Annotated in this window: 23 protein-coding genes; 19 read left to right on the top strand and 4 right to left on the bottom strand. The window is 68.7% G+C overall.

Going from position 1 to position 26,444, the window contains the following annotated elements:
- Positions 1 to 75: 75 nt before the first annotated feature.
- Positions 76 to 1,245 (top strand): hypothetical protein, encoded by a 1,170-nt coding sequence (locus ACQBAU_RS16755; protein ID WP_465255527.1) that lies wholly within the window; start codon positions 76 to 78, stop codon positions 1,243 to 1,245.
- A 51-nt stretch (positions 1,246 to 1,296) separates the two neighbouring features.
- Here ACQBAU_RS16755 and ACQBAU_RS16750 read toward each other — a convergent pair whose 3' ends face one another.
- Both ACQBAU_RS16750 and ACQBAU_RS16745 read right to left on the bottom strand, forming a co-directional pair.
- Positions 1,297 to 1,953, bottom strand: a complete 657-nt coding sequence (locus ACQBAU_RS16750; protein ID WP_465255528.1) for a response regulator — start codon at positions 1,951 to 1,953, stop codon at positions 1,297 to 1,299.
- 13 nt (positions 1,954 to 1,966) lie between these two features.
- Positions 1,967 to 3,235, bottom strand: coding sequence for a sensor histidine kinase (locus tag ACQBAU_RS16745; RefSeq protein ID WP_465255529.1), 1,269 nt, complete (start codon positions 3,233 to 3,235; stop codon positions 1,967 to 1,969).
- A gap of 161 nt (positions 3,236 to 3,396) precedes the next feature.
- On the opposite strand from ACQBAU_RS16745, the gene ACQBAU_RS16740 reads away from it, so the two are divergent.
- The 5 genes from ACQBAU_RS16740 (at position 3,397) to ACQBAU_RS16720 (ending at position 8,380) form a co-directional block, all read left to right on the top strand.
- Positions 3,397 to 4,113, top strand: a complete 717-nt coding sequence (locus tag ACQBAU_RS16740; RefSeq protein WP_465255530.1) for an ABC transporter ATP-binding protein — start codon at positions 3,397 to 3,399, stop codon at positions 4,111 to 4,113.
- 44 nt (positions 4,114 to 4,157) lie between these two features.
- Positions 4,158 to 4,988, top strand: a complete 831-nt coding sequence (locus ACQBAU_RS16735) for a hypothetical protein (RefSeq protein WP_465255531.1) — start codon at positions 4,158 to 4,160, stop codon at positions 4,986 to 4,988.
- A 1-nt stretch (position 4,989) separates the two neighbouring features.
- Positions 4,990 to 6,270, top strand: a complete 1,281-nt coding sequence (locus ACQBAU_RS16730; RefSeq protein WP_465255532.1) for an erythromycin esterase family protein — start codon at positions 4,990 to 4,992, stop codon at positions 6,268 to 6,270.
- A 71-nt stretch (positions 6,271 to 6,341) separates the two neighbouring features.
- A complete protein-coding gene (locus ACQBAU_RS16725; protein WP_465255533.1) occupies positions 6,342 to 7,583 on the top strand; it encodes a sialidase family protein in 1,242 nt (413 codons plus the stop codon).
- Positions 7,584 to 7,717: 134 nt separating this feature from the next.
- Complete coding sequence (locus ACQBAU_RS16720) at positions 7,718 to 8,380, top strand: DedA family protein (RefSeq protein ID WP_465255534.1); 663 nt, start codon at positions 7,718 to 7,720, stop codon at positions 8,378 to 8,380.
- 41 nt (positions 8,381 to 8,421) lie between these two features.
- Here the strand turns inward: ACQBAU_RS16720 and ACQBAU_RS16715 are convergent, their stop codons facing one another.
- Positions 8,422 to 10,611: a family 78 glycoside hydrolase catalytic domain gene (locus ACQBAU_RS16715; protein ID WP_465255535.1), complete on the bottom strand. Its 2,190-nt coding sequence runs from the start codon at positions 10,609 to 10,611 to the stop codon at positions 8,422 to 8,424.
- A 304-nt stretch (positions 10,612 to 10,915) separates the two neighbouring features.
- On the opposite strand from ACQBAU_RS16715, the gene ACQBAU_RS16710 reads away from it, so the two are divergent.
- The 8 genes from ACQBAU_RS16710 (at position 10,916) to ACQBAU_RS16675 (ending at position 21,187) form a co-directional block, all read left to right on the top strand.
- A complete protein-coding gene (locus ACQBAU_RS16710; RefSeq protein ID WP_465255536.1) occupies positions 10,916 to 11,995 on the top strand; it encodes a LacI family DNA-binding transcriptional regulator in 1,080 nt (359 codons plus the stop codon).
- A gap of 174 nt (positions 11,996 to 12,169) precedes the next feature.
- Entirely contained in the window at positions 12,170 to 13,816 is a 1,647-nt protein-coding gene (locus tag ACQBAU_RS16705) for a type 2 periplasmic-binding domain-containing protein (RefSeq protein ID WP_465255537.1), read from the top strand.
- A 103-nt stretch (positions 13,817 to 13,919) separates the two neighbouring features.
- Complete coding sequence (locus ACQBAU_RS16700; protein ID WP_465255538.1) at positions 13,920 to 15,608, top strand: glycoside hydrolase family protein; 1,689 nt, start codon at positions 13,920 to 13,922, stop codon at positions 15,606 to 15,608.
- A gap of 382 nt (positions 15,609 to 15,990) precedes the next feature.
- Positions 15,991 to 18,576, top strand: a complete 2,586-nt coding sequence (clpB, locus tag ACQBAU_RS16695) for an ATP-dependent chaperone ClpB (protein WP_465255539.1) — start codon at positions 15,991 to 15,993, stop codon at positions 18,574 to 18,576.
- A gap of 73 nt (positions 18,577 to 18,649) precedes the next feature.
- A complete protein-coding gene (locus ACQBAU_RS16690; protein ID WP_465255540.1) occupies positions 18,650 to 18,880 on the top strand; it encodes a hypothetical protein in 231 nt (76 codons plus the stop codon).
- 20 nt (positions 18,881 to 18,900) lie between these two features.
- The gene (locus ACQBAU_RS16685; RefSeq protein ID WP_465255541.1) at positions 18,901 to 19,863 is read left to right on the top strand and encodes an aldo/keto reductase; all 963 of its coding nucleotides are present in this window, start codon (positions 18,901 to 18,903) and stop codon (positions 19,861 to 19,863) included.
- A 69-nt stretch (positions 19,864 to 19,932) separates the two neighbouring features.
- Positions 19,933 to 20,334, top strand: a complete 402-nt coding sequence (locus tag ACQBAU_RS16680; protein ID WP_465255542.1) for a hypothetical protein — start codon at positions 19,933 to 19,935, stop codon at positions 20,332 to 20,334.
- Positions 20,335 to 20,434: 100 nt separating this feature from the next.
- Positions 20,435 to 21,187 (top strand): spermidine synthase, encoded by a 753-nt coding sequence (locus ACQBAU_RS16675; RefSeq protein WP_465255730.1) that lies wholly within the window; start codon positions 20,435 to 20,437, stop codon positions 21,185 to 21,187.
- A gap of 42 nt (positions 21,188 to 21,229) precedes the next feature.
- On the opposite strand, the gene ACQBAU_RS16670 is transcribed toward ACQBAU_RS16675, so the two are convergent.
- A complete protein-coding gene (locus ACQBAU_RS16670) occupies positions 21,230 to 22,114 on the bottom strand; it encodes an endonuclease/exonuclease/phosphatase family protein (RefSeq protein WP_465255543.1) in 885 nt (294 codons plus the stop codon).
- A 152-nt stretch (positions 22,115 to 22,266) separates the two neighbouring features.
- On the opposite strand from ACQBAU_RS16670, the gene ACQBAU_RS16665 reads away from it, so the two are divergent.
- The 5 genes from ACQBAU_RS16665 to ACQBAU_RS16645 all read left to right on the top strand — a co-directional run bounded on the left by ACQBAU_RS16665 (position 22,267) and on the right by ACQBAU_RS16645 (position 26,424).
- On the top strand, positions 22,267 to 22,878 hold the full coding sequence (locus tag ACQBAU_RS16665) for a hypothetical protein (protein WP_465255544.1): 612 nt from the start codon (positions 22,267 to 22,269) through the stop codon (positions 22,876 to 22,878).
- A 22-nt stretch (positions 22,879 to 22,900) separates the two neighbouring features.
- Positions 22,901 to 23,701, top strand: a complete 801-nt coding sequence (locus ACQBAU_RS16660) for a class E sortase (protein ID WP_465255545.1) — start codon at positions 22,901 to 22,903, stop codon at positions 23,699 to 23,701.
- Positions 23,702 to 23,710: 9 nt separating this feature from the next.
- On the top strand, positions 23,711 to 24,250 hold the full coding sequence (gene pyrE, locus ACQBAU_RS16655; protein WP_465255546.1) for an orotate phosphoribosyltransferase: 540 nt from the start codon (positions 23,711 to 23,713) through the stop codon (positions 24,248 to 24,250).
- An 80-nt stretch (positions 24,251 to 24,330) separates the two neighbouring features.
- Complete coding sequence (locus tag ACQBAU_RS16650; protein ID WP_434550966.1) at positions 24,331 to 25,056, top strand: LemA family protein; 726 nt, start codon at positions 24,331 to 24,333, stop codon at positions 25,054 to 25,056.
- Positions 25,057 to 25,182: 126 nt separating this feature from the next.
- Entirely contained in the window at positions 25,183 to 26,424 is a 1,242-nt protein-coding gene (locus ACQBAU_RS16645) for a S1 family peptidase (RefSeq protein WP_465255547.1), read from the top strand.
- Positions 26,425 to 26,444: the final 20 nt, after the last annotated feature.

The following is a 26,444-nucleotide window of genomic DNA, read 5'->3' as shown; positions in this document are numbered from 1 at the left end:
TCGAAGACGGAATGCCCTTACCTTCTACGTAACCGGTTGCACGCAGGCGTGCCGCCCAGACGAGAGGGAGTCCCCATGACCACTCGAACCACCTCGCCCGTGACCTCGCGGCGCCAACTTCTCGGAATCACCGCCGCCGGTGTGACGGCCGGCGCGCTGGGGGTTGCGGCGACCCCCACCCGGGCTCGGGCCGCCGTACCCGACCTGGACCTCGACGAGTTCATCGAGGAGCAGGTCGACTACATCGCCGGCAAGCAGCTGCCGTCCGGGGCGTTGCGCGGCCCGTACGACCACAACCTGCAGCCGTACTTCTCGAACTGGGCCACCCAAGGCCTCGCCGCGGCCAACACCGCCCGCAGCCGCGAGGTCCTCGGCGGCTACATCTCGTGGCAGCTGGACCACCTGAACACCGCCGCCGAGGACCCGTACGGCGTCCCCGGCACCACGAGCATCTGGCACTACGACGAAGCGACCGGCGAGGAGACCAACACCGGCGAGACGCCGGCGACCGATGCCCAGACGACGGTGCCGATGATCACCGCCCACGATGCCTTTCGGACCGGGGACCGGGACCTGCAGCACCTGATCATGGAGAACCTCGACAAGTACGCCTTGATGGCCCGGGCGACCACCGAGGCGCAGTGGGGCGTACGCGAGCCCGACCACCTGTGCTGGGCCCGGCCGGTGCTCAAGATGAAGTACGTCCAGGACAACGGTGTGGTGGTCCGGGGACTGCGGAAGCTGGCGTGGTTGATGCGCCGCGCCGGACGAGGCCAGGAAGGGCAGTTCTACGCGCAGAAGGCCGAACAGACCCGACAGGCGATCGTCGACGTCCTGTGGCACGAGGAGCGCAAGAACTGGGCCTGGGGCCACGGCCAGACACTGCTCAAGGAGTCCGAGCCGCACGAGACCTTCATGCCCGATGCCTGGTGTCAGTACTGGCAGGTCCAGCTGGACGTGGTGAAGCCGCAGGACCGGATGTCCCAGCTGGCGTGGCAGGCCTTCACCGACGCGTGTCCACGGTGGATGTACAACGAGATCGACAACAGCTTCCCGCACACCGAGATGGCCTACGCCGCGGTGCTGATGCGGGAGCCCGAGAACGCGGTCCGCTTGTTGCAGACCTGCAAGGAGAAGTTCTCCGCCAACGGTTGGGGTGCGTTGCCCTGGTACCACGGGGAAGCCGGCCACAGCCTCCGTACGGCACGGGCGTTGATCGACTCCGGGTACGGCCGGGGGCGCTGAGCCGCGATCGGTACGGCTGACCCCCGCCGGCCCCGTCCGCGCCGTCGGGGGTCAGTTCCCGTCCAGCAGTCCGGCGTCGCGGATCGCCATCGCGGCCGAGACCCGGTTGTCCACGTCGAGCTTGGTGAAGATCCGTGACAGGTTGGCCTTCACCGTTGCCAGGCTCAGGAACAACCGGGATCCGATCTCGGCGTTGGTGAGGCCGCGCGCCATCAGCACCGCCACCTCACGTTCGCGGCCGGTCAGCTGCTGGGCCAACTCCTTCTTGGCCGTCGACACCGCCTTCGCGTTGTCGGTGGCGGCGGCGATCACGGTCGCGGTGACGGCCGGTGACAGCGCCGGGTCGCCTCGGTGGACGGCCTTGATCGCCGCCACGATCTCGGGCGGGTCGGCGTCCTTCAGCAGGAATCCCTGTGCCTGCTTGCGCAGCGCACGCAGGACGTAGTCGTCGGTGTTGAAGGTCGTCAGCACCAGCACGCGGGGTGCGTCGTCGAGCTCTGACAGCCGCTCCAGCACTCCGAGCCCGTCCAGCACCGGCATCCGGATGTCGAGCAGCACCACGTCGGGGGAGAGCTCGTCGATCATGGTCAGCCCGGTCTCCCCGTCGCCCGCCTCGCCGACGACCTCGAGCTCCTCGTCACCGCCGATGATCATGCGCAGTCCGGTGCGGACCATGGCGTCGTCGTCGACGAGCAGCACGGTGATCATGGTGGGGCCTGAATCATGTCGGATCCTGCCAGGGGAGGGAGACGTCGAGGACGTGGCGGTCAGCCACCACACCGTACCGCGCCGTGCCGGTCAGGTCGGCCGCTCGCTCGGCGACCCCGATCAGGCCGAAACCCGCGCCGGAGTCGTTCGGCGCGGCCAGCTCAGTGAGCGGGTTGCTGATCATGATGTCGACGCCAACCCCCGGTGCTCCGCTGATCTTGACCTCGACCGGGGCGCCGGGGGCATGCTTGCGTGCGTTGGTGAGTCCCTCCTGGACGATGCGGTACGCATGCCGGCTCAACCGGGTCGGCACGATGGCCACGTCGAGGTCGACGTCGAGGTGCACCGGTTGGTGCTCGGTGACGTCGGCCACCAGCACCGTCACGTCGGCGAGGCTGGGTTGCGGTGGCTCCGGTGGGGCGTCGGCACCACGGAGCGTCGACAACACGGTCCGCAGCTCGGCCAGGGACTGCTTCGCGTTCGACTGGATCAGTCGGGCGGTCTCCCGCTGCTCGTCCGGGGTCAGGTCGGCCCGGTGGGCGAGCACACCGGAGTGCATCGCCACCAAGGACAGCCGGTGGGCGAGCACGTCATGCATCTCGCGGGCGATCCGATCCCGCTCGGCCAGCCGGGCCTGCTCGAGCCGGGCGAGCTCGGCCTCGTGCTGGGCGCGACTGGCGTCGCCGCGACTGCGTGACTCGGCCTCCCGACTGCCGGCCAGCCAGCCCAGCAGTGTGCCGATGACCAGCCCGGCCACCGCGACGATGAGCTCGAACGAGCTGGCGGTGGTCCACCCGTCGCCGAACGGGGAGAACACCAGGCCGACCAGTTTGGCCGCGACCAGCCAACATCCGGTGAGCAGCACCGTCGCCACCCGCTTGACGTGCCGCGCGACGCTCGCCTGGGCCAGCACCGCGGCACCGACCACCCCCGGACTCAGCACCAGCAGCACCCCGACGACCAGGGCGACGGCGATCGGTTGTCGTCGCCGCACCAGCAGTGCCGCGATCGCCAGCAGCGGCGGCACGATGCTGAGCACCACCAGGGCCGCGGTCCGGTTCGGACTCAAGGTCGGGGTGAGGTAGTACAACGCCAGCAGGATCGGCACCGACCAGACCAGCACCCGGTTCACCTCGCGCCCCCACGGCACCTGGCCGGCGGCTACCGGGCCGGCGGCTACCGGGCTCGCGGTCTCGTCACCCGTGGTTGCGGGCAGCGCGGCCGCGCTGCCCGGTGGGGTGTCCTCCTGCGACGGGTTCGACGGGGTGGGTGATCCGGGCACGACGCCAGCCTACGAACCTGCCGGGTGGTGGACCAGCGACCTTCGGCCAGTCCGTGGTGGCCGATCGGCTCGACCTCGACCGGCGGCGGTGGCCGTACGACATCCCAACCGTGACCGGTTGCCCGATGTGCGGGTCGGGGTCCGCGAGATGGAATTGGACCATGATCACCTTCGACGCACTGACCAAGCAGTACGGCGAGCAGCTCGCCCTCGACCACGTGTCGTTCACCGTGCCGGCAGGTACGGTGACCGGTTTCCTCGGCCCCAACGGCGCCGGGAAGTCCACCGCCATGCGGATCCTGCTCGGCCTCGCGACCGCCACTTCCGGCGCCGCCACGATCGCGGGCCGACGGTACGTCCAGTGGCCCAGCCCGGCCCGGGTCGCCGGCTCGATGCTCGACGCCGACGCCTTCCATCCCGGACGGACGGGCCGCGAATCGCTCACCCTCGCCTGCCTCACCCTCGGGTTGCCGAGCAGCCGGGTCGACGAGGTGCTGGAGCTGGTCGGCCTGACCACCCGGGAAGGGCGGCGGCGGGTCCGGACCTACTCACTCGGCATGCGGCAACGCCTCGGCATCGCCCAAGCCCTGCTGACCGATCCGTCGGTCCTCGTCCTCGACGAACCCGCGAACGGGCTGGACCCGCAGGGACAGCGGTGGCTCGGTGACCTGTTGCGTGACCGCGCTGAACGCGGCTGTGCCGTGCTGCTGTCCAGCCACCAGTTGTCGGAGGTGGAACGGCTGGCCGACCGGCTGGTCGTGATCGCCGCGGGCCGGATCGTCGCCGACGACACCCTGGCGCGGCTGCAGGCTGCACACGGCGACATCACCGACTTCTACTTCGAGGTCACCTCCGCCCACGACCGCGCCGCCGCATGACCAGCCGGCCCGGCCACGAACCCCAACCACGAAAGGGATCCGTCATGACGACCTCACTCGAACCGAACCCCGCGACCCTCACCGACCGCGACCGGTCCACGAACCGCCGTACGGCCACCGCAACCGACCTGCGGGAGCGCTGGACCGCCGTATCGCCGCCGGCCTTCGTACGGCTGTGGCTGGTGGAGTTGCGCAAACTCGTCGACACCCCCGCCGGGATCATCCTGCTCGCGGTCGGTGCCCTGTCGGCCGGCGTGTTCGGTGGCGGCGCCGTGCTGCTGCGCCCCGACACCACGTACGGCGAGGTGGCGCGGATGGCCGGCATCCCAGGAGGCATGTTGCTGCCCGTGCTCGCGATCTTGTTGGTCACCTCCGAACGCAGTCATCGCACGGCGTTGAGCACCTTTGCGATGGAGCCCCGCCGCAGCCGCGTACTGCTGGCCAAGGCCGGGGCCGTGGTCACCCTGGCCGTGGCGGTCACCGTGTTGTCGTTGGTGGCTGCCGCGGTGATCACCCCGGTCGGTTCCATGATAACCGGGCACGAGATCCCGTGGCAGATCGAGTGGCAGGAGCCGCTCTGGTTCACCCTCGGCACGGTGCTCGCCGGCCTGTCGGGCTTTGCGCTGGCACTGCTGATCGGCAACGGTCCTGCCGCGATCGTCATCGTGCTGGGATGGCCCACCATCGCGCTGATCATGTCGATCGTTCCGGAGGTGCAGGAGGTCCTGTCCTGGGTCGACGTCGCCGCTGTCAGCACCCTCGAGGACGGGGCCACCGGCACCGAGGTCGCCAAGGTGATCACCGGGATCGCCTGCTGGGTCGTGGTTCCGGGCATCATCGGCTGGATCCGCACCGTACGGTCTGAGGTGGTTTGACATGACCCGCGCCACCGCACCCTCCGCACCCTCCGCGTCCCGTAGCACCTCACGCCACCGGACCGGCCGCACCCTGGTGATCATCGCGCTCGCCCTGGCGCTGGTCGTCGGCGGCATCGTCGGCTGGCGTGCCTGGACGACCCGCGCCCAGGGCGAGCCGCAGGCCGTCGAGTTCGCCGAGGCGACGATCTCGCCCGAGCTCGCCGACGCGACCGTGCTGGCACTGGGCGAGGCCACCCACGGCAACGCCGAACTGCAACTCCTCCGCCTGTCGCTGGCACAGAAGCTGCCACAGTTCCGGGCCATCGCCCTCGAGGAGGACTACGGCAGCGTCGCCATGGTCGACGACTTCGTCCAAGGCGGCCCGGGAACGGCCCAGGAGGCCGCCCGCCGGTTCGGGTTCGTGTTGAACCACACCGCGGAAATGGCCGCCGTGCTCCAAGGGATCCGCGACCTGAACGCAGATCGGCCACCCACCGAACGCATCCAGCTGGTGGGGATCGACGTGCAACGCGTCGACGCCAACCGCGAGCTCTCCCTCGGGTGGCTGCGACAGCACGAGCCGGCCGAGGCCGCTGCCGTACGCGCAGCCCTCGAGCCCTGGACCGATGGGACCGCGTCGGGCGATGGCGCGGCGGAACGCCGGGCTGCGGCGAAGCCGTCGGTCGACCGTCTCGTCACCGCGATCGAGGCCGCACCCGACGACGAGCGCAAGCAGCTCGCGCTGAACGCCGCAGTCACCCTGCAGCAACACATCGCCCTGCGGTCGTCCGACTGCAGGTACAGCGAGGTGAGGGCCGAGCTGCTGGCGGCCAACATGTCACGGACCGTCGCCGAGCAACGGGCACGCAGCAACGACCACACCCTGCTGTTCGCGCACAACGGCCACGTCGACAAGGCGTCGGTGGCGTTCCCCCACCCCGATCTCGGCGAGTTGCTGGTGCAGGAGTACGGCGAGAAGTACCGGGCGATCGGCACGGAGGTGCGCCACGCCACGCTGATCAGCGGCACCAAGCAGGAGCGCTGGCAGGTCGAGTTGGACAATCCGACGCCACTGCGCGGCATCTTCGCCGGCACCGAGCAGGGATACCTCGAGTTCGCGTCCGCCACCCCGGAGAACCGCGAACTGCTGGAGCGCCGGGTACCGATGGCCAGTGCCGGGGAGAGCTTCCGACAGTGGCAGGCGTGGATCGGCCCCTTGCATGCGGTCCCGATGGTGCCGGCTGACAGCTACGACGCACTCGTCCTCGTGGCCCGCGCGACGCCGGTGACCCCCCTGTGACAAGAGAGACCTTGCGGACATAGGACGTACTATGTCAAGCTGGGGCACCCCCAGTCGACGAAAGAGGAATCATGTCCGCGTTCCGACTCGGCGCCGGTGTGGTCGTCGCCAGCCTCCTGCTCGCCGCCCTCCCAGCCGCCCTCCCCACCGCACTCACCGCACGCGCCGACGACGGCGACCCCATCCCCGATGCCGGGGTGGTGGTGTACGACCAGCAGACCGCCGGCTTCGAGTGCTTCCGCATCCCGGCGATCATCCGCGCCGCCGACGGTGCCCTGTTGGCCTTCGCCGAGGCGCGGCGGGCCTTCCCCGGCAAGAAGTGCCACGACGACGGCTCCATCGACCTGGTGGTCAAGCGGTCGACCGACCGCGGCCACACCTGGTCGGAGATGACGACGGTGTTGGCCGGTGACCCGTGGGGCCGGGACCTCGGCGCCACCCGTGGCAACCCGTCGCCGATCCTGATCACCCAGGGTGAGCACGCCGGCCGCATCGTGCTGCTCTCCACCTACAACGTGGAGGGCTCCCGAGCCGTACGGCTGCCGTTCGTGCAGTACAGCGACGACCACGGCCACACCTGGAGCGAGGCGACCGACCTCACCGCCCAGCTGAAGGACGGTCTGCCCGAGCGCGGCTGGTTCGCCACCGGCCCGCAGCACGCGATCGAGCTGCAGGTCGGTCCCCACGCCGGTCGACTCGTCGTGGGGCTGTCCATCGGCTACACCGACGAGGCGGGGACCTCGCACACGTACGGTGCCATCGGCTACAGCGACGACGGCGGCCTCACCTGGCGCCGTGGCGCGATGGCGCCACCGCCGGCCGATGCCGACCACTTCTCCGAGGTGGGTTTGGTGGAGCAGCCGAACGGCGGGGTGATGGCGATCGCCCGCAGCCGCAAGGGCGAGAAGGCCGACTCGATGGCGCACTCCCGGGTCGTCAACGTGTCCCGTGACGGCGGGGAATCCTTCACCAGCAAGCGATTCGGTTATGAGCCCACCCTGCTGACCACTGCCGAGGTGCAGGGGTCGGTGCTCAACATGGCCAGCGAAACTCACGACGCCGGGCCGGTGATGTTCTACGCCGCACCGACCCATCCGACCCAGCGCAAGTACCTGTCGGTGTTCGTGTCGACCAACGCCGGCCGCACCTGGGCCCGCCGGGTCGAGGTCACCTCCGATCGATCCGGCTACTCCGACCTGGTGATGTACGACAACGATCACCTCGGCGTGTTGTACGAGACCGGGTACGAGGACGGCGACGCCCGCGATCGCATCACGTACAAGGAGATCTGGACCGACCGTCTCGGCGTGTGACGAGCGGCTGACTGCCCGACGCCGGGCGGGCTCACGATCGGCCCTCAGGGATCCGGCCGAACGCGCCTTGGGAGACATGGGTGGGGCCACCGATTGGGATCCGCCCGCCGATCGCGTTTGATGGACGCGTGCAGATGTTGTCCGATCTGATTCTGGCTGCGGCGGGATCCCCGTGGGTCTACCTCGTGGTGGCGCTGCTGGCCTGCATCGACGGCTTCTTCCCGCCGCTGCCCAGTGAGTCGGTGGTGGTGGCGCTCGCCGCCGTCGCGGCGTCGACCGGTGAGCCCGACCTGGTGCTGCTCGGAATCGTGGCGGCAGTCGGCGCGTTCGCCGGCGACAACATCGCGTACGCACTCGGGAGCAGGCTCGGCACCACACGGTTCCGCTGGATGCGGCGGCCGCGCATCGCCGCCGTCTTCGTCTTCGCCGCAGCCCAGTTGCAGCGGCGGGCGGCGACGCTCATTCTGGCCGCCCGCTACATCCCGGTCGGCCGGGTGGCGGTCAACATGACGGCCGGGGCCACCGGCTATCCGCGGCGTCGCTTCGTCCCGCTGGCTGCGCTGGCCGCTGCCTCGTGGTCCGCGTACTCCATCCTGATCGGTACGGTGGCCGGCCACTGGGTGAAGGACAACCCGATCCTGGGCGCTGCGATTGCCGTGGTGGTCGCGGTGCTGGTCGGCTTCGTGATCGACAAGGTCATCAGCCGCCTCACCCATCGCCGCGAGACGATCAGGGCCATCGAGGCCGCCACCGTTGACGATCGGGACTCCGAGCGTACGGGCACCCCCGCCGGCTGAGTCACGGTCGCCCCGTCGGCTGCCGGGCTGGGGGCCGTCAATCAGACAAGCGGAATCTCGTGTTCGCCCGGGCCGTACGCGATGCCTCCGTGACCGAGGTCGACGGTGGCCGTGCTGGACGCCGGGACGGTCAGCAGGAGCGTACCGCGGTCGGTGTCCCAGTTGATCATGATGACTCCGTGTCGCGTGCCGCGCCGGAACCGTACCCAGGTCACGTCGGTGTCCAGTCGAGGGCGGACGATGAACGACTGCCAGCCCTCCGGGCCACGTCGCAGCCCGGCGAGGTCCTCGTACAGCCAGATCGCCGGGGTACCCATGAAGTAGTGGGAGTACGACCGCGGCTCGGCCCACATCTCCATCCACGTCGAGTGGCCCTGGTCCAGCCACGGCTTCCAGCCCGGCGGGGTGTCGTTCCGCAGCACCCGCAGAGCAAGCTCGGCCTGACCATGATCACTCAACGCCTGCATGATGTGGCGTGCGCCGATGTGGCCGACGTGGTGGTGGTCGCCGCGGGCGACGATGTCGGCGACCAGTGAGTCGACCACTTGTCGGGTCGCCTCGGCCGGCACGATCCCCAGGGCCAGCGGCAGGATGTTCGACGTCTGTCGGTACTCGGTCTCACTGGTGCGGTAGCCGTCGTCGGTCAGGAAGGTGGCATTGACCGCTGCGATCAGAGCCTCGGCCTCGGTCTCTCGCCGGGTCGCCTCGTCCTGCCGATCGGCGAGGCGGCAAGCGAGGGCACTGCTGCGCAGGGCCGTGGCCAGGAACAGTGATGCGGTGAGCCGGCGGTCCTCCGGCGCCCGCGTCGACGGGCCGGGGGAGAGGTAGTCGCCGAGTTCGCTGCCCACCAGGCCGTCTGCGTCACGATCGGCGAGATGCCGGTCAAGGCTGGCCAGTGCGGGGGCCAGATGGGCCTCGAGCAGATCGATCCGGCCGTACTCCATGATCAACTCGGTCAACAGGTACGCGTAGACCGTCGTCCACTCCGGCGCGAGCCACATGGGCTCGACGCCCCAGCCCGAGCTCGGCGCGATGACCGGCAGCAGGCCGTCCGGCAGCTGCGAGTCGCGAAGGTCGTCCAGCCACTTCACCAGCAGGTGTTCGGCGTCGAAGCTGGTCAGGATCGCCGGGATCGCGGTTTGCGCGTCGCCGGTCCACCCGTTCTTCTCGTACGTCGGGGTGTCAGTGGGGATGTGGACGAGGTTGTTGGCCAAAGTGCGCACCATCACCTCGTGGAAGCGGGTGAGGTACGGATCGGAGCAGTCGAACTCCGCGTTGCTCGCCACGTCGTTGGTGATCCGTTCGGCGGTGAGCTCCAGGTCCTCCGGAGTGATCATGACGGCTGGGTCGGTGCCGGTGATCTCGACGTACCGAAAGCCCTTGTAGCTGAACCGGGGCCGGAAGTCCCGGTGTTGCTCGTCGAGCCGGACGGTGTCGACCTGGAACGGTCCGGAGATGTGCGGACTCTCGTGGTGCACCCGACCATTGGGGTGCAGCTTCTCTCCGTGGGCGGCGGTGAACTCGACCTCACCCGAACCACCCCAGTGGTAGCAGACCCACCCGGCGACCACGCCACCGAAGTCCGCACGCCAGCGGCCCGGTGCCGACTCGTGCCAGGTCGGCGTCAGTCGTTCGACGACACGTACGGGCTCGTGGAGTTGTGGTCGCAGTTCGGGTGCGCCGTCACCGAACCTCACCTCGATCGCCGGAGTCCACGCGTGGTCGTCGAAGTCAGCCGTCGTCCAACCGACCGGATCGCGGCGGCAATCGTAGTCCTCCCCGCCGTACATGCTGTCGCGGGTGATGGGCCCCTCGATGGCCCGCCAGTCGCCCGAGCTGGCGATGACCCGGCCGGTGCCGTCGGCCAGCTCGAGGTGGAGCTCGGCGAGTGCGCGGACCGAGTCGCGCCACGGCGCCTCATGCCAGCGCCACACGTTCTCGCTCGCCATCGCGTAGAAACCTCGGCCCACCTCGATGCCGAGGACGTTGCGGCCGGCAACGACCTGATCGGTCACGTCGTAGGAGCACAACAGTGCCGAGCGGGAGAAGTTCGTCTGCCCCGGTTCCAGTTCGGCGTCGGACACCGGTGAGCCGTTCAGGTGGGCGTGGAAGGCACCCAGCCCGGTCACCACCAGCCGGGCGGTGACAGGTACGTCGGGCACCTCGAAGGTCGTGCGCAGCAACGGATGTTGCGGGTCCACACCGGGCGCGGTGATCCAACGGCCGGTCACGACTGCACGTCCGCGATCAGTTCCACCTGCTGGGTCCCGTCAGCAGTGATCCCCCGCTCGCTGGCACCCGGGATGCCCGGTCGGAGTGGCGCCGCACGACCGGCCACTGGCGGCGTGATACGAATCAACGAGAGCTCCTGAAGCAGGTGTCAGTGGGTGGCGACGGTAACAGGCGACGGAAAGATTGCACAGGCCTTGCCCAAGTTTGAGGCCGAGTGGGCGAAGGTGCGGGATGGCGCGCTGATCAAATGACCTTGGACAAGCGGGTCGGAACCCGGCGGGTCATCGGGAAGGGGACGAGACCATGGCGGCACAACGACGGGCGACCCAGCGTGACGTGGCGCGTCTGGCAGGAGTGTCGCAGGCGACTGTGTCGTACGCACTGGCAAGCCTCGACGGGGAAGGAGTCGGACCGCCGATCGCCCCGGAGACGTTGCAGCGAGTGCTCGCCGCGGCCGAACAGTTGGGCTACCGGCCCGACATCGCCGCGCAACGGATGCGCGGTCGGAACTCCCGGATCATGGGGGTGCACACCTACGGTGACCTTTTCCCGATCAGTGCCGACAACTACAACCACGAGTACCTGCTCGGCGTACAGTTGGCGGCCGAAGAGGCGGGGTATGACCTGCTGATGTTCACCTCGACGACCCATGGCAGGTCCCTCCCGACGGCCTTCCTCGGTACGCAGAACCGGCTGGCTGCTGCCGACGGTGCGGTGATCATCGGCTTCCGCGAGGACCATGGCGAGCTGGCCAAGCTGATGGAGCAGGGCTATCCCTTCGTCCGGATCGGTCGGCGTGACATCGCCGAGCACCCGACGTTGGCCTGGGTCGATGCCGACTTCACCGAGGCGACCGCCGACCTGCTCGCCGGGCTGGCGGCAGCCGGCTTCGAGGACATGCTCTACGTCGGGTCGCGCCGCAACGACTTCGAGCCGTGGCTCGACCGCCGGGCGGGAGTTGCGCTCGCGGCCGATCGCGGCAACGTGTCAGAGGTGCCCATCCAGTTGGCCGAGCGGGAGGAGCTTTCGGCGAGTTGGCTCGCCGAGCAGTTCGTCGCCGGTCGGCGGACCTTCGTGGCCGAGCACCACCAGGTCGCCCTCCGGATCGCCCAGGCGGCCACCGACCTCGGTGTCCACCTCGGCAACGACCTGGCCATCGCGGTGCTCCAGGCGCCGATGAGCGATCCGGCCGAGCGGGCCTACGCCGGCTACCTGCTGGAGCCACGACTGGAGATGGGTCGGGTGGCCGGGGAGGTGCTGGTGGACGTCCTCGACGGAGTCGAGCCGGCCGAGCGAGGCATCGTCGTGCCAGCGAGCAGCTATGTCGCCCGGCGTCGCCGCCACAGCCAGCGGCGCCATGACGGCGGATCTGCGCAAAGGTAACGAACTGGTATCGAAGGTTGCTGCTGTCTTGCGGCAATTGATACGTAACGACCACGATCTGCTGCAACAGGACAGAACCGATGCACGCCGCTCCATGGGGGAGTCGGCGGAGCAGGCGGAAGAGGTCTTGAGGGGACATGCCGTCGACCACACGTCCACGCTGAGAAAGGCACCATGCCCATGAACGTCAATCGTCGAACGCTTCTCGGGGGCGCAGCGGCAGCCGGGCTCGGGCTGGTGGGCGGGGCGGGCCTGGCGGCCTGCTCGCCCGGTACGGGTTCGCCCGGGTCGGGCGCCTCGGAGGGTCCGAGCGGCGCCGTCGAACTGCCGGCCTACATCCCGTACACCGGAGTGGAGCCGGACGCGCCGGCGACCGACACCGGTGCCGCGCCGTACTTCGCCAAGTTCCCCGCCGAGCCGGTGCAGTTCACCGACGGCAAACCCATGGCCGGCGGCGAGGTCAACATTCTGACCTTTCTCAACACGACGCCGACGCCAGTCGAGAGGAACCCGTGGTGGCAGGACATCAACGCTGCTCTCGGTGGAACGATGACGTTCACCGGCGCGCCGGTCGGCGAGTATCCGTCCAAGTTCCAGGTCGTGGTGGCCGGCAACGACATCCCCGACCTGGCAGTGATCATGGCCGGCGCCGTCCCTCAGGTGGGCGGGTTGCTCCAGGCCAAGTTTGCTGATCTGTCGCCCTACCTGTCGGGCGACAAGATCAAGGACTACCCGGGGCTCGCCAACATTCCGACCGTCGCCTGGCGCGGATGTGTGTTCAACAAGGGGATCTACACCCTGCCGATCCAGCGCTTCTCGCTCAACCGGTGCTGGATCACCCGCGTCGACCTGGCCGAGAAGTACGGGGTGGACCCGCAGCCCAAGAACGGCGACGAGCTGCTCACGTTCCTCCGTGGCCTGACCCACCCCGACCAGAAGGTCTTCGCCACCGCTCATCTCTGGGGGCTCGTCGACCTGTTCCACGAGATGCACGGCACACCGAACCAGTGGGCGGTCGGCGAGGACGGCACGTTCACCAAGGACTACGAGACAGATGCGTACAAGGCGGTGCTGGAGGTTGCCGCCCAAGTGTGGAAGGAGCGCCTCGTCCATCCCGAGGGTTTCGACCCGAACATCACCCTGAAGACGCAGGACATGTACAACAACGGCATGACGCCGTTCTTCCCCGGCGTCGCCAGCTGGTCGGGTAATGCCATTGCCGCACTGAAGGCTGATCCTGCCGCCGAGAGTGTTGCCCTGAAGGTGAACACCTGGGACGGCTCGAATCCTGCAGGTCGCTGGCTCAACTCGGGTGCGCCCTACCTGACGGCGATCAAGCAGGCGAGCCCGGAACGAATTCAGGAGATGCTGCGAGTCGCCAACTACCTGGCCTCGCCGTTCGGGACCAAGGAGTACGTGTTGTACCAGTACGGCGCGGAGGGCAGGGACTTCACGTTGGAGGACGGAGTTCCGGTTCCCAACCCGGATTCGGCGCCCAACCGGCCGAGCCCCATGATCTACGCGGGCGCACCCGCGATGATCCACAACGGGACCGTCAATCCCGAGGTGTCCAGGAACGAGTACGAAGCGGAAGTACTCGGCATGGCGACCGCCGTACCGCTGCCAACCGTCGGCCTGGAGTCCGCGACCGACCAGTCCAAGGGTGCAGCACTGACCCGCGAGATGAAGGATCTCGCGGCCGACATCATCCAAGCCCGCAAGCCGCTGTCGGCCTGGGACGAGGGTGTCAAGGAATGGCGTAACGACGGCGGCGACAAGATCCGCGAGGAGTACCAGGAGGCGTACCAAGCCGCACAGTGACTGGTCCCCGAGGGCACCAGTACGGGCGCATGTTGCGCGTCGAAAGGACCGCCTCATCTAGTTCCGTTCCACCTCCGTTCGCCCCACTGAGCAAGGAGTTTCCATGTCTCATCCCCCAGTACGACGAACTCCCGAGGGTCGGTCAGTCACGTCAGGTCTGACCCGACGCGCCATGTTCGGCCACGGTGCCGGACTGGCCACCATCGGTCTTCTCGGCTCGATCGCATCACCGCAGGCAGTCGCCGCCCCTCCTCGCCGGGTGGCCATCCCGCCCCGGTCGGAGGACGTCGTGTACGCCTCGGACTTCGGGTACGACCCGACCGATTCAACCGCCACCCTGCAGGCGGCGCTGGATGCCGATGCCTCGACGGTCGTGATCGACGATCCGGGCGGGACCTGGCTCACCGGGCCCCTGTACGTCAATCGCGACGGCGTCTCGATCATCGTGGCTCCCGGGGTCGTCGTCCGGGCACTGCCGGGTGGCTACCCGGAGCAACGAATGTGCCTGCTGAACATCATCGGCCGTACGGGCGTCTCCGTCATCGGGTATGGCGCCACGATGATCATGAACAAGGCCGAGTACGGCCACGACGGCCAGTGGCGGCACGTCATCAACATCATGAGCGGACGATCCGTACTGATCGAAGGCCTCCGACTTGCCGAGTCCGGCGGTGACGGCCTCTATGTCGGCAAGAGTCCGGAAGCCGGTGACCCTCACCACAGTGCCGACATCGTCGTGCGCAACGTGACCTGCGATGCCAACTATCGACAGGGAATGAGCATCGTCGGAGTGGCTGGACTGCTGGCCGAAGGATGCCGATTCAGCAACACGCTCGGCCACAACCCCCAGGCCGGTGTGGACATCGAGCCGAACGACGCCGACCAGCCGCTCACCGGAATCGTGCTGCGCGACTGCGTCCTTGAGGGCAACCAGAGCTATCAGATGGTGGTCTCGTTGACCCGGTACGACGCGACGTCACCGGCGCTGGACATCTTGCTGGACCGCTGTCGGCTCGGCGGGGCGGACGGCCAGGAGCGCGACCTTCCCGTGTTCCTCTACAACGGTTCTGCTTCGGGCACCCTGTCCGGCCGCGTCGAGATCCGTGATTCGCTGCTGCAGGCAGGGCCGTACGCGGGGTGCTGGGGCTCCTGGAACCAGGACGGGGTCGACCTCGTGCTGTCGCGGACCGTGTGTCAGAGCTGGGGTCAACCCTCCTCGGGTTACCCGGCGCTGTCGATCCGGGCATTTGATCCGGCACCGTACGTGGGTGGGGTGCGATTCGCCGGTGTCGGCGTGTACCGCGATGTCGACGAACCTGCGCTCTCCTTCATCACTCGCGGCGCAGAGTCGCCCGATCTTGGAGTCCATGACGTGCACGGAACCCTCACGGTGGTGAATCCACACGGCGCCGAGATCGACCTCGGGCCGGACGCGGAGGACATCACCCTGACAGTGCGCGAACGCACCCAGGTGCCAGACGCGGTGGTGACCATCTCAACGGGCGCCGATGCGTTGCGTGCCCGACAGCCCATCCACCTGATCGTGAGGCGCCAGTCGGCAGACCTGTCGGCGCCCCTTGCGGTGCGCCTACTCGTGTCGGGGACGGCGGTGGAGCGGCAGGACCTCTACGGAATGCCCGGGATTGTGGTCATCCCGGCCGGGGAGACCAGTGCCATCATGCGCGTCCGCACCTTGCCGACGGCAGCGGGAGCCTCGGTGACGTTCACCCTGCAGTCCGACCTTGGCTATACCGTCGGGTCGGCGGGTGAGGTGACCCTCACGATCACCTGACCGTCGCGACCACATTCCAGTCTCGGCCGTGGGCAGATCAGCGAGCATCGTCGCCGTAGACGTCCTCGCGGGTAAAGACGTGATCGACGGGCCGTCGTTCGGACGGAGCAGCCAGCACCAGCTGTGACTCGATGGGAGACACATTCCGTGCCGCCGAGCTCGCCGCCGCAACGCGGCCGGCGTCCCCTCAGGAACGTCTCGGATGTGAACGGCTGGCATGACCCTGTGGCCGGGAGCAAGATTGAGCGAGGGTGACTCAACCTGACTTGATCCGAGGTGGCCGTGGTGGCATAGTTGAGCGCGTTAGACTCAACTATGCGTCGAGCGAGTGTCTTTCGTCGAGGACGAGCGAACCGGCGCACTGAACGAACCAGAGGGACAGATGGACGCCAACAAGCTGACGACGAAGAGCCGTGACGCCGTTTCGGCAGGAGTGCGCGAGGCGCTCACGAACGGCAACCCCAACACCGAACCGGTGCACCTGCTGCACGCCCTGCTGCAGGCCCCCGAGAACACGGTCGGTCCCCTGCTGAAGGCTGCCGGAGTCGACCCGATCGCCGTCGACGCGGCCGCGGACGCCGCGATCCGCAAGCTGCCGTCGGCCAAGGGATCCTCGGTCGCGCAGCCCGGTATGTCGGGTGCCCTGGCCCGTGTCCACGCCGACTCGGAGAAGCGGGCCCAGGAGCTGGGCGACCAGTTCGTCGCCACTGAACACCTCCTCATTTCGCTGTCCGCGGTTGATTCCCCGGCCAAGAAGATCCTCGAGAGCGCAGGTGCGACCACCGACCGGCTGCTCAAGGAGTTCGAGGCGCTCCGCGGGTCCAAGCGGGTGACCAGCGCCGAGTCCGAGGCCACCACCTCGGCCCTCGACCAGTACGGCGTCGATCTCACCGAGTACGCCCGGGAGGGCAAGCTCGACCCGGTGATCGGCCGTGACTCCGAGATTCGCCGGGTGATCCAGGTCCTGGCGCGACGCACCAAGAACAACCCGGTGCTGATCGGTGAGCCCGGCGTCGGCAAGACCGCCGTCGTGGAGGGCCTGGCGCAACGACTGGTTGCCGGCGACGTCCCCGACTCGCTGAAGCACCGACGACTGGTGTCGCTCGACCTGTCGGCGATGGTGGCCGGCGCCAAGTACCGCGGCGAGTTCGAGGAGCGGCTGAAGGCCGTGCTGACCGAGATCCGCGACGCCGAGGGTCAGGTGATCACCTTCATCGACGAGCTCCACACCGTCGTCGGGGCCGGTGCCGCCGGTGACTCCTCGATGGACGCCGGCAACATGTTGAAGCCGATGCTGGCTCGCGGAGAGCTGCGGATGATCGGTGCCACCACCCTCGACGAATATCGCGAGGGCATCGAGAAGGACCCCGCCCTGGAGCGCAGATTCCAGCAGGTGTTCGTCGGAGAGCCCAGTGTCGAGGACACGATCGCGATCCTGCGCGGCCTCCGGGAGCGCTACGAGGCCCACCACAAGGTCGCCATCACCGACGCAGCCTTGGTCGCCGCGGCTGGCCTGTCGAACCGCTACATCACCTCGCGACAGCTGCCGGACAAGGCGATCGACCTGATCGACGAGGCGGCCTCGCGGCTGCGGATGGAGATCGACTCCTCACCCGAGGAGATCGACCAGCTGCGCCGGCAGGTCGACCGGATGACGATGCAGCAGCTCGCTCTGGAGAAGGAGTCCGACCCCGGCAGTGCCGAGCGGCTGGAGCGGATCAACCACGAGCTCGCCGACGCCAACGAACAGCTGCGTGCACTGGAACAGCGCTGGGAGGACGAGAAGGCCGGACTCAACCGGGTCGGCGACCTGCGCAAGGAGATCGACCGCCTCCGGACCGAGGCCGACCGGTATCAGCGCGACGGCGACCTGACCCGCGCCTCGGAGCTGTTGTACGGCAAGATCCCCGAGCTCGAGGCGGAGCTGGTCCGGGCTGCCGAAGCCGAGGACGACCCGCAGTCGATGGTGCGCGAGGAGGTCAGCTCCCACGACATCGCCGAGGTCGTCTCCAACTGGACGGGGATCCCTGTCGGCCGGATGCTGCAGGGCGAGAGCGAGAAGCTGCTCGCGATGGAGGACGAGATCGGTCAGCGGCTGATCGGACAGCGACAGGCCGTGAAGGCGGTCAGCGATGCCGTACGACGGTCGCGGGCCGGGATCTCCGATCCGAACCGTCCGACCGGCTCGTTCCTGTTCCTCGGCCCCACCGGCGTCGGCAAGACCGAACTCGCGAAAGCTCTTGCCGAGTTCATGTTCGACGACGAGCGCGCCATGATCAGGATCGACATGTCGGAGTACTCCGAGAAGCACTCGGTGGCTCGCCTCGTCGGCGCTCCTCCCGGCTACATCGGGTACGAGGAAGGCGGCCAGCTCACCGAGGCGGTCCGCCGCCGTCCGTACAGCGTGGTCCTGCTGGACGAGGTGGAGAAGGCGCACGCCGAGGTGTTCGACATCCTGCTCCAGGTGCTGGACGACGGTCGGCTGACCGACGGCCAGGGCCGTACGGTCGACTTCCGCAATGTGCTGTTGATCTTGACCTCGAACCTGGGGTCGCAGTATCTGGCCGATCCGAGCCTGCAGGACGAGATCAAGCGCGAGTCGGTGATGAACGTGGTGCGCAACTCGTTCAAGCCCGAGTTCCTCAACCGGCTCGACGAGATCGTGATGTTCGACGCGCTGACCACCGAGGACCTCGCCAAGATCGTCACGATCAACCTGGCGCGGCTCAACGAGCGGCTGGCGGATCGCCGGCTCACCGTCGAGGTCACGCCGGCCGCCCGCGAGTGGCTCGGCCTCAGCGGTTTCGACCCGGTGTACGGGGCCCGACCACTGCGGCGGCTCGTGCAGAACACCATCGAGGACGTGCTGGCCCGTCGGGTGCTCGCCGGTGAGGTCACCGAGGGCGACGTGATCACCTTCGACATCGACGCCGACGGAGACGGACTTCGGATCGTCGGGGGGTCCTGACACCCGAGCACTTCGACCTTTCGCAAGGCGCGGACAGTCGTTCGGCGGCCCAGCACCGGTACGATCATGGCCCATGACCGTGACATCGATCGTGCTGCTCGTGGTGGTCCTGCTCGTGGTGCTTGCCGTCGTGGCGGGGATCGTGGTCGGCATCGTGCTGATCGCCCGGGCCGCCGGGCGCTCGTCGGCACCTCAGCAGCTGCCTCCGACCGCGTACGGTCCCAGCTCGTACGGGCACGCGCCCCACGGCCAGGCTCAGCAGCAGCCGTACGGCCAGCAGCAGTACCCGGACCAGCAGGGCTGAGTCATGACAGGCTTGCCCCCATGGCGATGACCTACCGACAGCTCGGCACCTCCGGCCTCACCGTCTCCACGGTCGGGTTGGGCTGCAACAACTTCGGTTCCCGGATGGCCGACGACGACGTGCCGAAGGTCGTTGCCGCGGCCATCGACGCCGGCATCACGCTGTTCGACACCGCCGACATCTACGGCGGCCGCGACGCCGCCTCGAAGGGGCGGTCGGAGGAACTGCTGGGTGCCGCCCTCGGCTCCCGCCGAGACGAGGTCGTGGTCGCCACGAAGTTCGGCAACGACATGGCGGGCGGCAACGGCCCCGACTGGGGCGTACGGGGTTCTCGCCGCTACGTCCGACGGGCCGTCGAGGCCAGCCTGCGGCGGCTCGGCACCGACTGGATCGACCTCTACCAGATGCACGTTCCCGACCCGCACACCCCGATCGAGGAGACCCTCGACGTACTGAACGACCTGGTGCACGAAGGCAAGGTGCGCTACCTCGGATCATCCAACTTCGCCGGCTGGCAGGTGATCGACGCCGACTGGGCGGCCCGGACGGCCGGCCTGGAGCCGTTCGTCTCCGCGCAGAACCACTACTCGTGGCTGCACCGGGAGGCGGAGCAGGAGTTGGTCCCGGCGCTGGAACACACCGGTCAGTCGTTGCTGCCCTTCTTCCCCTTGGCGAACGGACTGCTGACCGGGAAGTATGCGCGCGGCCACGAGGCTCCGGAGGGCAGTCGGCTCGCCAAACATCCGGAGCGGATGGCCGGGGCGAACTGGGACGTCATCGAAGGGCTGACCAGGTTTGCCACCGAGCGTGACCTCTCGCTGCTGCACGTGGCGATCGGCGGTCTGGCTGCGATGCCGACGGTCGGTTCGGTGATCGCCGGTGCGACGAAGGTCGACCAGATCGCGCAGAACGTGGAGTACGGGGTCTGGCAGCCGACCGAGGCCGAACTAGCCGAACTCCGGGCAATCGCCACCTCGCACTGAGGCCTGTCCCCCACATCCACACCTGTCGACGGCAAGGATACGGCAGAGGCCTTCCGGTAGGCTCGGCCTGTGGAAGCCTTCTTGATCATGCTGGCCGTCGTGGTGGGTGCGGCCGGGTGGTTCGCCGGACGCAACTCCGGGTTGGCCGAGGGTCGGAGACAGCAGTTGTCGCTCGCACAGGGCGCTCCGGGCTCGTCACGCCTGGCTGGTCCGCCGGACCCCGGTGGACTGGCTCTCCCCGAGCAAGCTCGTCAGCGGATCGAGTTCGCGCTGTCGGACGGCCGCAAGATCGAGGCGATCAAGCTGTACCGGGAAGCCACCGGCCGCGGTCTGGCCGAGGCCAAGCAGGCGATCGACGACTGGGATCGGCGGAGGGTCATCGCCACCGAGAAGCCGTCCGACCCACCCCCGGTCGAGGGGGACAGTGCCTGGCCACAACTGCCGCCCGAGAACCGCGGGTCCGGTGGCTGAGCTGAACGAACTGTCCGACGCCCCCGGATCTCCCGATGGCACGGCCCCACCCCGGGCGGAGCTGATCGCCGACGCGGACGTGCCGGGCGCGTGGGCGGTGATGATGGGCGGCACCGAGCAGTCGTGGATCGATCCGGCCGACCCGACGCACCTCGAGTTCGACTACGTACAACGGATCGCCGACGCGATCGACCTGCATGCCCCGGCGGGCCAACGCATCCGGATCATCCACATCGGCGGTGCCGCGATGACCCTCCCGCGCTACGTCGCCCACACCCGGCCGTCCTCGGCGCAGATCGTGCTGGAGCCGGACGCCGAACTGACCGCCCGGGTGCGCGAGACCATCCCGCTGCCGCGCAACAGTGGCATCAAGGTCCGCCCGACCGATGGCCGGTCGGGGATCGCCGAGATGCGCGACGACTACGCCGACGTGGTCGTCGTCGACGCCTTCGCCGGGCCGATGATCCCGGCCGACCTGACCAGTCTCGAGTTCTACCTCGATGCCGCCCGGGTCCTGGTCGGCGACGGAACGATCATGGTCAACATCACCGACCGGGCCCCGTTCGCATACGCCCGACGGGTGGTGGCCGGAGTCGCCGAGGTGTTCGGTGAGGTGGTGCTGTCGGCGGAGTCGGCGACCATCAAGGGCCGACGGTTCGGCAACCTCGTGATCCTCGGTTCGGCCGCCCTGCCGGTCAGCGACCTCGTCCGGTGCGCGGCCGGCAGCGCGTTCCCGTACCGCCTGGTGCACGGTCGGGCCCTGACGAAGTGGCTCGCCGGGGCCCGACCGTTCACCGATGCCGACCCGGGCATCTCGCCCGGCCCACCCGACGGGCGCACCTTCTTCGGCTGAACCGGTCGAAGGGCCCGCCGTCGGGTGGGGGTGACCGTCGCCTCAGGCGTGCCGGGTCGGGACGGTCACGGTGGTCAGCACCGGCAGGTGGTCGGACGCGTCGGTGGTGATCACTTCGTCGCCGACCAGGGAGTCCACCCCGCGGGCCAGCACGTAGTCGATCCGCTTGGTGGGAGCCTCGGTCGGGAAGGTCGGGGCGTCCTGGCCGGCGAACGCATCGACGTACGATCCGCCCTCGATCAGCTTGACGATCTCGGCCGCGTCCGGCTCGGCATTCAGGTCGCCGGTGAGCAGGGTGGGCAGGGTCGACCGGCCCTGGATCTCCAAGATCTCGGTCACCTGCAGGTCGCGCTGCTCGGCCCGCTGGTGGTCGAGGTGGGTGGTGCCGAAGTTGATCCGGGTGCCCCGGACGATGACCGTCGCCTCCAGCAGGCCCCGCTGCTCGGTCGGTCGGGTCGGGTACTCGATGTTGGTGAGCAGGTGGTTGCGCGGGTGGATGATCGCGTGCCGGCTCAGGATCGCGGTCCCGTACTGACGCCGCTCGGTCCGGTCGCCGGTCGGGGCCAGGTCCAGGTTGGCGCCGAAGACATGGTTCATCTCGAGGCGTTCGGCCAGTTCGGCGGCCACGTCGAGGTAGTCGCTGCGGGAACCCCAGTGCCGGTCGACCTCCTGCAGCCCGATGATGTCGGCCTCGGAGTCCTCGATCACGCGGGCCACCCGCTCCAGGTCGAGTTCACCGTCGATGCCGATCCCGGCGTGGATGTTGAACGCCAGCACCTTCACCGTCTCCGACGTCCGAGGTGCGGCCTGTGCGGTCGGCGAGTGGGCGGCCATGGCGGCCAATGGTACGGCCAGCCCGGCGGCCAGCGCGGTGCGCCGGGTGATGGCCGTACGGACACGCGCGGCGGGGCGGGGAGCAGGGGACATGTTGACCTCCTTGTTCGGAACGTTGACCGACCCAGCCCACCACAGTTGATGGGCAGCCGGACGAACTCAGGGCGAACTTCGCGTGCCGTCCACGCGTCGTGCGGCAGCGGTCCCGGGCCGGTACGGTGCCACGTTACGCCTACGCTGGGACGGTGTCGTCCAGCCAGCCGCCGCCTCCGGGGACGACCGGGGGCCCACCACCCCCGCCGTGGCCCGGCGGCCCGGGCCACCCGATGGCCGGCCACCTCGCCGTCGCGCCCGGGAGCCGGCCCGGGCCGGGGCAACGGCCGATCGTGCTCACCCTGGCCACCACGCTCAGCACCACCGCTGCCGCCCAGTTCGCCTGCGTGGTCGGCTTCGTCTGGTTGATGGCCTGGGTGGTGCGGGACGCGATCGATCCGACGGCCGGGCAGGTGGACGGCGTGATCTACCACGCGTTCGAGCGACTGCGGTTGTCGCTCGACGCCGGCCTGGGTGCGCTCCTGCTGTTGCTCCAGGTGGCGACCGTGGTGGCCGGCTTCCTGCTGCTCATCCCGCGCCACTGGACCCGGGTGGTCTACACCGCACTGGGGGTGGGGGTGCTGGCCTGGTCGAGCATCTGGTTGGCCGACGACCTGCGCTGGTGGATCGCGCCTGCGGTCTACATCGCTTTCTGCACCCTGATCGTGTGGACCCCGGGCGCGACCAACTGGTACACCGTCGGTCAGGACCTCGCCCGCGCACGCAAGGCGGGGCGAACTGCGTCCGCGGTTGGAAATCCGTAGCCGGGCGAGGAGAATGGGCGACATGTCCACGGGGCCTGACAGCGGAGCCGACGGGTCGACGGCCGACTCGTCCGCCGAGGTCGACGAGAGCACGGAGGGCCATGAGGTGACGCCGGGCGGGTCGACCCGGACCGTACGACCTCGCCGCCGGCCGCGCGGGGCCACGATCGCCGGGCTCTGCTTCGTCCTCGCCGGGCTCGTGCTGCTCGGCTGGGTGGGTTATCAGTTCGTCGGCACCAACGTGGTGGCCCAGTCCGAGTTCGAGTCCCAGCGCAGCCAGCTGCGGGAGCAGTGGGCCGGTCGGGCCCCCGGTGCGCAGAGTAGTCCCGACGCCAACAACCCCACCGCGACGGCAACGCCCGCCCCGGTCGAGTTGGGTGATGCTGTCGCGTTGATGCGGATCCCGCGCTTCGGTGAGGACTACGAGGTACCGCTGGTGCAGGGGACGACCCCGGAGGTGTTGACCCGCGGTGTCGGCATCTACGACTCGTCGGTCGCGCCGGGCGAGGTCGGCAACTTCGCGATCGCCGGGCACCGGATCACCCAGGGTGAACCGTTCCGCCGGCTGTTGGACTTGCAGGTCGGCGACACCGTGATCATCGAGACCGCCGACGCCATCTTCACCTACGTGATGGACACCTCGCCCGCCGACCTGACCGTGCACGAGACCGCCAACTGGGTCCTCGAGCCGGTCCCCGGCGAGCCCGACGCGACACCGACCCGGGCGCTGCTCACCATGACCACCTGTCAGGACCTGTTCCGCTCGCCCGACCGGTCGGTCGGGTTCGGACACCTGGAGAAGGTGCAGAACAAGACGCAGTAGTCTCCCGACATGAGCGACCGGGAACGTCTGATCGAGCTGATCACCGAGTTGGCCGTCGTCCACGAGCAGGTCACCTTGTCGTCCGGTCAGCAGTCTGACCACTATGTCGACATGCGTCGGGCCACGCTCGATGGTGAGGCTGCCCCGATCATCGGGCGGGTGATGCGCGAGCTGGTGGCCGACTGGGACTTCGAGGCCGTTGGTGGGCTCACCCTCGGCGCCGACCCGGTCGCCACCGCGATGCTGCATGCCGCCGCGGCGGCCGGTGACCGGTTGGACGCCTTCGTGATCCGGAAGGCGCAGAAGGCCCACGGGATGCAACGACAGATCGAGGGGACCGACGTGGTCGGCCGCCGGGTGCTGGCCGTCGAGGACACCTCCACCACCGGCGGCTCGGTGCTGACCGCGGTCGAGGTGTTGCGCGCCGCCGGAGCCGAGGTCGTCGGGGTCGCCGCCATCGTGGACCGTGACACCGGTGCCCGGGAGGCGATCGCCGACGCCGGGCTCGAGTACCGGTACGCGATCACTGCACCCGACCTCGGTCTCTGAGGCGACCGGATCGGTCCACCCCACGGGTTGGGGAGTCGGCCCATTAGGCTTGCGGTCACCAGCTGTCGAGAGGGAGCGTCATGGATGCTGTGCTGATCGTCGTCATCGTCCTCGTGATCATCGTCATCGCGGTGGTCGTGGCCGGCATCTCCGCCTACAACGGGCTGATCAAGAACCGGAACGTGATCCAGGAGTCGTGGCGCCAGGTTGATGTCGAGCTGCAGCGCCGGCACGAGCTGCTGCCGAACCTGGTCGAGACCGTACGTGGATTCGCCGCCCACGAGCGCAACACCCTCGAGGACGTCACCCGGCTGCGCAACCAGGCGGCCTCGTTGCGTCAGGCCGAGCCGAGTGACAGCCCGACCACCGATCGGACGCGGGTGGAGGAGGAGCTCACCGGCGCCGTCCACAACCTGCTCGTCAGCGTCGAGGCCTATCCCGAGTTGCGCAGCAACGAGAACTTCCTGCACCTGCAGCGCCAGCTCAGCGAGACCGAGGACCGGATCGCCGCCGGGCGCCGCTACTACAACGCCAACGTGCGCGTCTACAACACCAAGGTGGAGTCGATCCCGACCAACATCATCGCCAACATGATGAACTTCCAGAAGGCGACGTACTTCGAGGTGACCGACCCGGGGGCCCGTCGGGCGCCCGACGTCAACTTCGGCGAGATCGCGTACCGCGACGAGACACCGGCCGTGGGGCAGACCGGGCCGGCTCCGGCCGCCGAGCAGTTGCCGAACGCGCAGGCCGAGCCGCAACAGGTCGAGGGGCGGACCGACGAGCAGGGCCAGCCCGGCCGTTGAGTCGCACCGCCCCACGGGGTGGTGGCAGTTTTCCGTACGACGGAACAGTTACTTGCCGGTAACGGCAGAGTCGTTGACCCGTTCCATGATCGCGGTTAGCGTCGGCCGGGCTCGGGGGAACCACCCATGTTGATCATCATCACGGTGATCACGATCGGAAGGAAACCCATGCCCGCGATCCCCCGCAGGTTGGTGCGTCGGCTCGGCGCACTCACGGCTGCCACTGCCCTGGTGGTCGGACTGTCCCCGGCTGTTGCGCACGCAGCACCGCAGGAGCCCAAGGAGAAGGTGCTGACGCCCGCACAGGCGGTGGCCCGCGGCACCGGCGCCAGTGAAGGCAAGGTCGCCCGGAAGCTGCAGCGTGAGGCCGGTCAGACGGCTGCCGCCCGGCAGCTGCGTTCCCAACTGGGCCAGGAACGTCAGGCGGGCAGCTGGATCTCGGCGGACGGGCGCCTGCACATCGCGGTGACCGACCGCAGCGGTGCCGAGGCCGTCCGTCGCGCTGGTGCGACAGCGGTCGAGGTTCGCCACAGCGAACGCGTGCTGGAGCAGGTGATCGCGAAGCTGGACGCCGCCGCCGAGGCGGGCAAGATCAACGAACTGCACAGCTGGGGCATCGATCCGGAGACCAACAAGGTCGTGATCACCACCGCCGGCATGACCGAGGGTGGTGCCGCGGCGCAGCTGGTGGCGGCCGCCGCCGGTGACGACACGGTCCGGGTCGAGAAGAGTGCGGCGAAGCCCCGACTCTCGGCCAACCTCTACGGCGGTCGTGAGTACACGGTGAACGGCCAGTGGCGGTGCTCCACGGGCTTCAACGCCACCGACCGCCGGGGTCGTACGGTGATGTTGACCGCCGGGCACTGCACCGAGGGTGGCTCGCAGTTCGCCATGAACGGGACGTCGCTGGGCACCCTGCGTGGCACCAGCTTCCCCGGCAACGACTACGGCGCGATCAACGTCAGCAGCAGTTGGACGGCCCAGGGCGTGGTCGACATGTACGACGGCTACGGCGTGCGGGTGAAGGGGGCCACCGAGGCCACCGTCGGCGCGACGTTGTGTAAGAGCGGCCGGACGACCGGCTGGACCTGCGGCGAGGTCGTCTCCTTCGACAACACCGTCAACTACGGCAACGGTGACGTCGTGTACGGGCTCACCCGCCACGACGCGTGCGTCGAGCAGGGCGACTCCGGCGGTTCCAACATGTCCGGTGGCCAGGCCCAGGGGTTCAGCAGCGGCGGAGCCCTGTATGAGAACGGCAGCGGTCAACTGGTGTGCGGGGAGAAGGTGGGCCAGGAGAACATCAGCTACTTCCAGCCCGTGAACGAAGCCCTCACCCGCTACGGCGTCTCGTTGATCACCGCCTGACCGAGTAACGCCCGTCGAGC

The organism is Carbonicoccus niuqiaonis (genome assembly GCF_050157065.1).
Lineage (GTDB): Bacteria > Actinomycetota > Actinomycetes > Propionibacteriales > Propionibacteriaceae > Avipropionibacterium.
The sequence above is the reverse complement of the archived record's forward strand: the minus strand, read 5'-3'. Positions and strand labels throughout refer to the sequence as shown.

Bases quoted from the DNA above. Each gene is read 5' to 3' on its own strand.
- ACQBAU_RS16660 (WP_465255545.1), top strand. From the start codon at position 22,901: ATGTCCACGGGGCCTGACAGCGGAGCCGACGGGTCGACGGCCGACTCG.
- ACQBAU_RS16750 (WP_465255528.1), bottom strand. From the start codon at position 1,953: ATGATCACCGTGCTGCTCGTCGACGACGACGCCATGGTCCGCACCGGA.
- ACQBAU_RS16740 (WP_465255530.1), top strand. From the start codon at position 3,397: ATGATCACCTTCGACGCACTGACCAAGCAGTACGGCGAGCAGCTCGCC.
- ACQBAU_RS16685 (WP_465255541.1), top strand. From the start codon at position 18,901: ATGGCGATGACCTACCGACAGCTCGGCACCTCCGGCCTCACCGTCTCC.
- ACQBAU_RS16710 (WP_465255536.1), top strand. From the start codon at position 10,916: ATGGCGGCACAACGACGGGCGACCCAGCGTGACGTGGCGCGTCTGGCA.
- ACQBAU_RS16645 (WP_465255547.1), top strand. From the start codon at position 25,183: ATGTTGATCATCATCACGGTGATCACGATCGGAAGGAAACCCATGCCC.
- clpB (WP_465255539.1), top strand. From the start codon at position 15,991: ATGGACGCCAACAAGCTGACGACGAAGAGCCGTGACGCCGTTTCGGCA.
- ACQBAU_RS16735 (WP_465255531.1), top strand. From the start codon at position 4,158: ATGACGACCTCACTCGAACCGAACCCCGCGACCCTCACCGACCGCGAC.
- ACQBAU_RS16755 (WP_465255527.1), top strand. From the start codon at position 76: ATGACCACTCGAACCACCTCGCCCGTGACCTCGCGGCGCCAACTTCTC.
- ACQBAU_RS16650 (WP_434550966.1), top strand. From the start codon at position 24,331: ATGGATGCTGTGCTGATCGTCGTCATCGTCCTCGTGATCATCGTCATC.
- ACQBAU_RS16730 (WP_465255532.1), top strand. From the start codon at position 4,990: ATGACCCGCGCCACCGCACCCTCCGCACCCTCCGCGTCCCGTAGCACC.
- ACQBAU_RS16700 (WP_465255538.1), top strand. From the start codon at position 13,920: ATGTCTCATCCCCCAGTACGACGAACTCCCGAGGGTCGGTCAGTCACG.
- ACQBAU_RS16675 (WP_465255730.1), top strand. From the start codon at position 20,435: ATGATGGGCGGCACCGAGCAGTCGTGGATCGATCCGGCCGACCCGACG.
- ACQBAU_RS16720 (WP_465255534.1), top strand. From the start codon at position 7,718: ATGTTGTCCGATCTGATTCTGGCTGCGGCGGGATCCCCGTGGGTCTAC.
- ACQBAU_RS16725 (WP_465255533.1), top strand. From the start codon at position 6,342: ATGTCCGCGTTCCGACTCGGCGCCGGTGTGGTCGTCGCCAGCCTCCTG.
- pyrE (WP_465255546.1), top strand. From the start codon at position 23,711: ATGAGCGACCGGGAACGTCTGATCGAGCTGATCACCGAGTTGGCCGTC.
- ACQBAU_RS16705 (WP_465255537.1), top strand. From the start codon at position 12,170: ATGCCCATGAACGTCAATCGTCGAACGCTTCTCGGGGGCGCAGCGGCA.
- ACQBAU_RS16670 (WP_465255543.1), bottom strand. From the start codon at position 22,114: ATGTCCCCTGCTCCCCGCCCCGCCGCGCGTGTCCGTACGGCCATCACC.
- ACQBAU_RS16690 (WP_465255540.1), top strand. From the start codon at position 18,650: ATGACCGTGACATCGATCGTGCTGCTCGTGGTGGTCCTGCTCGTGGTG.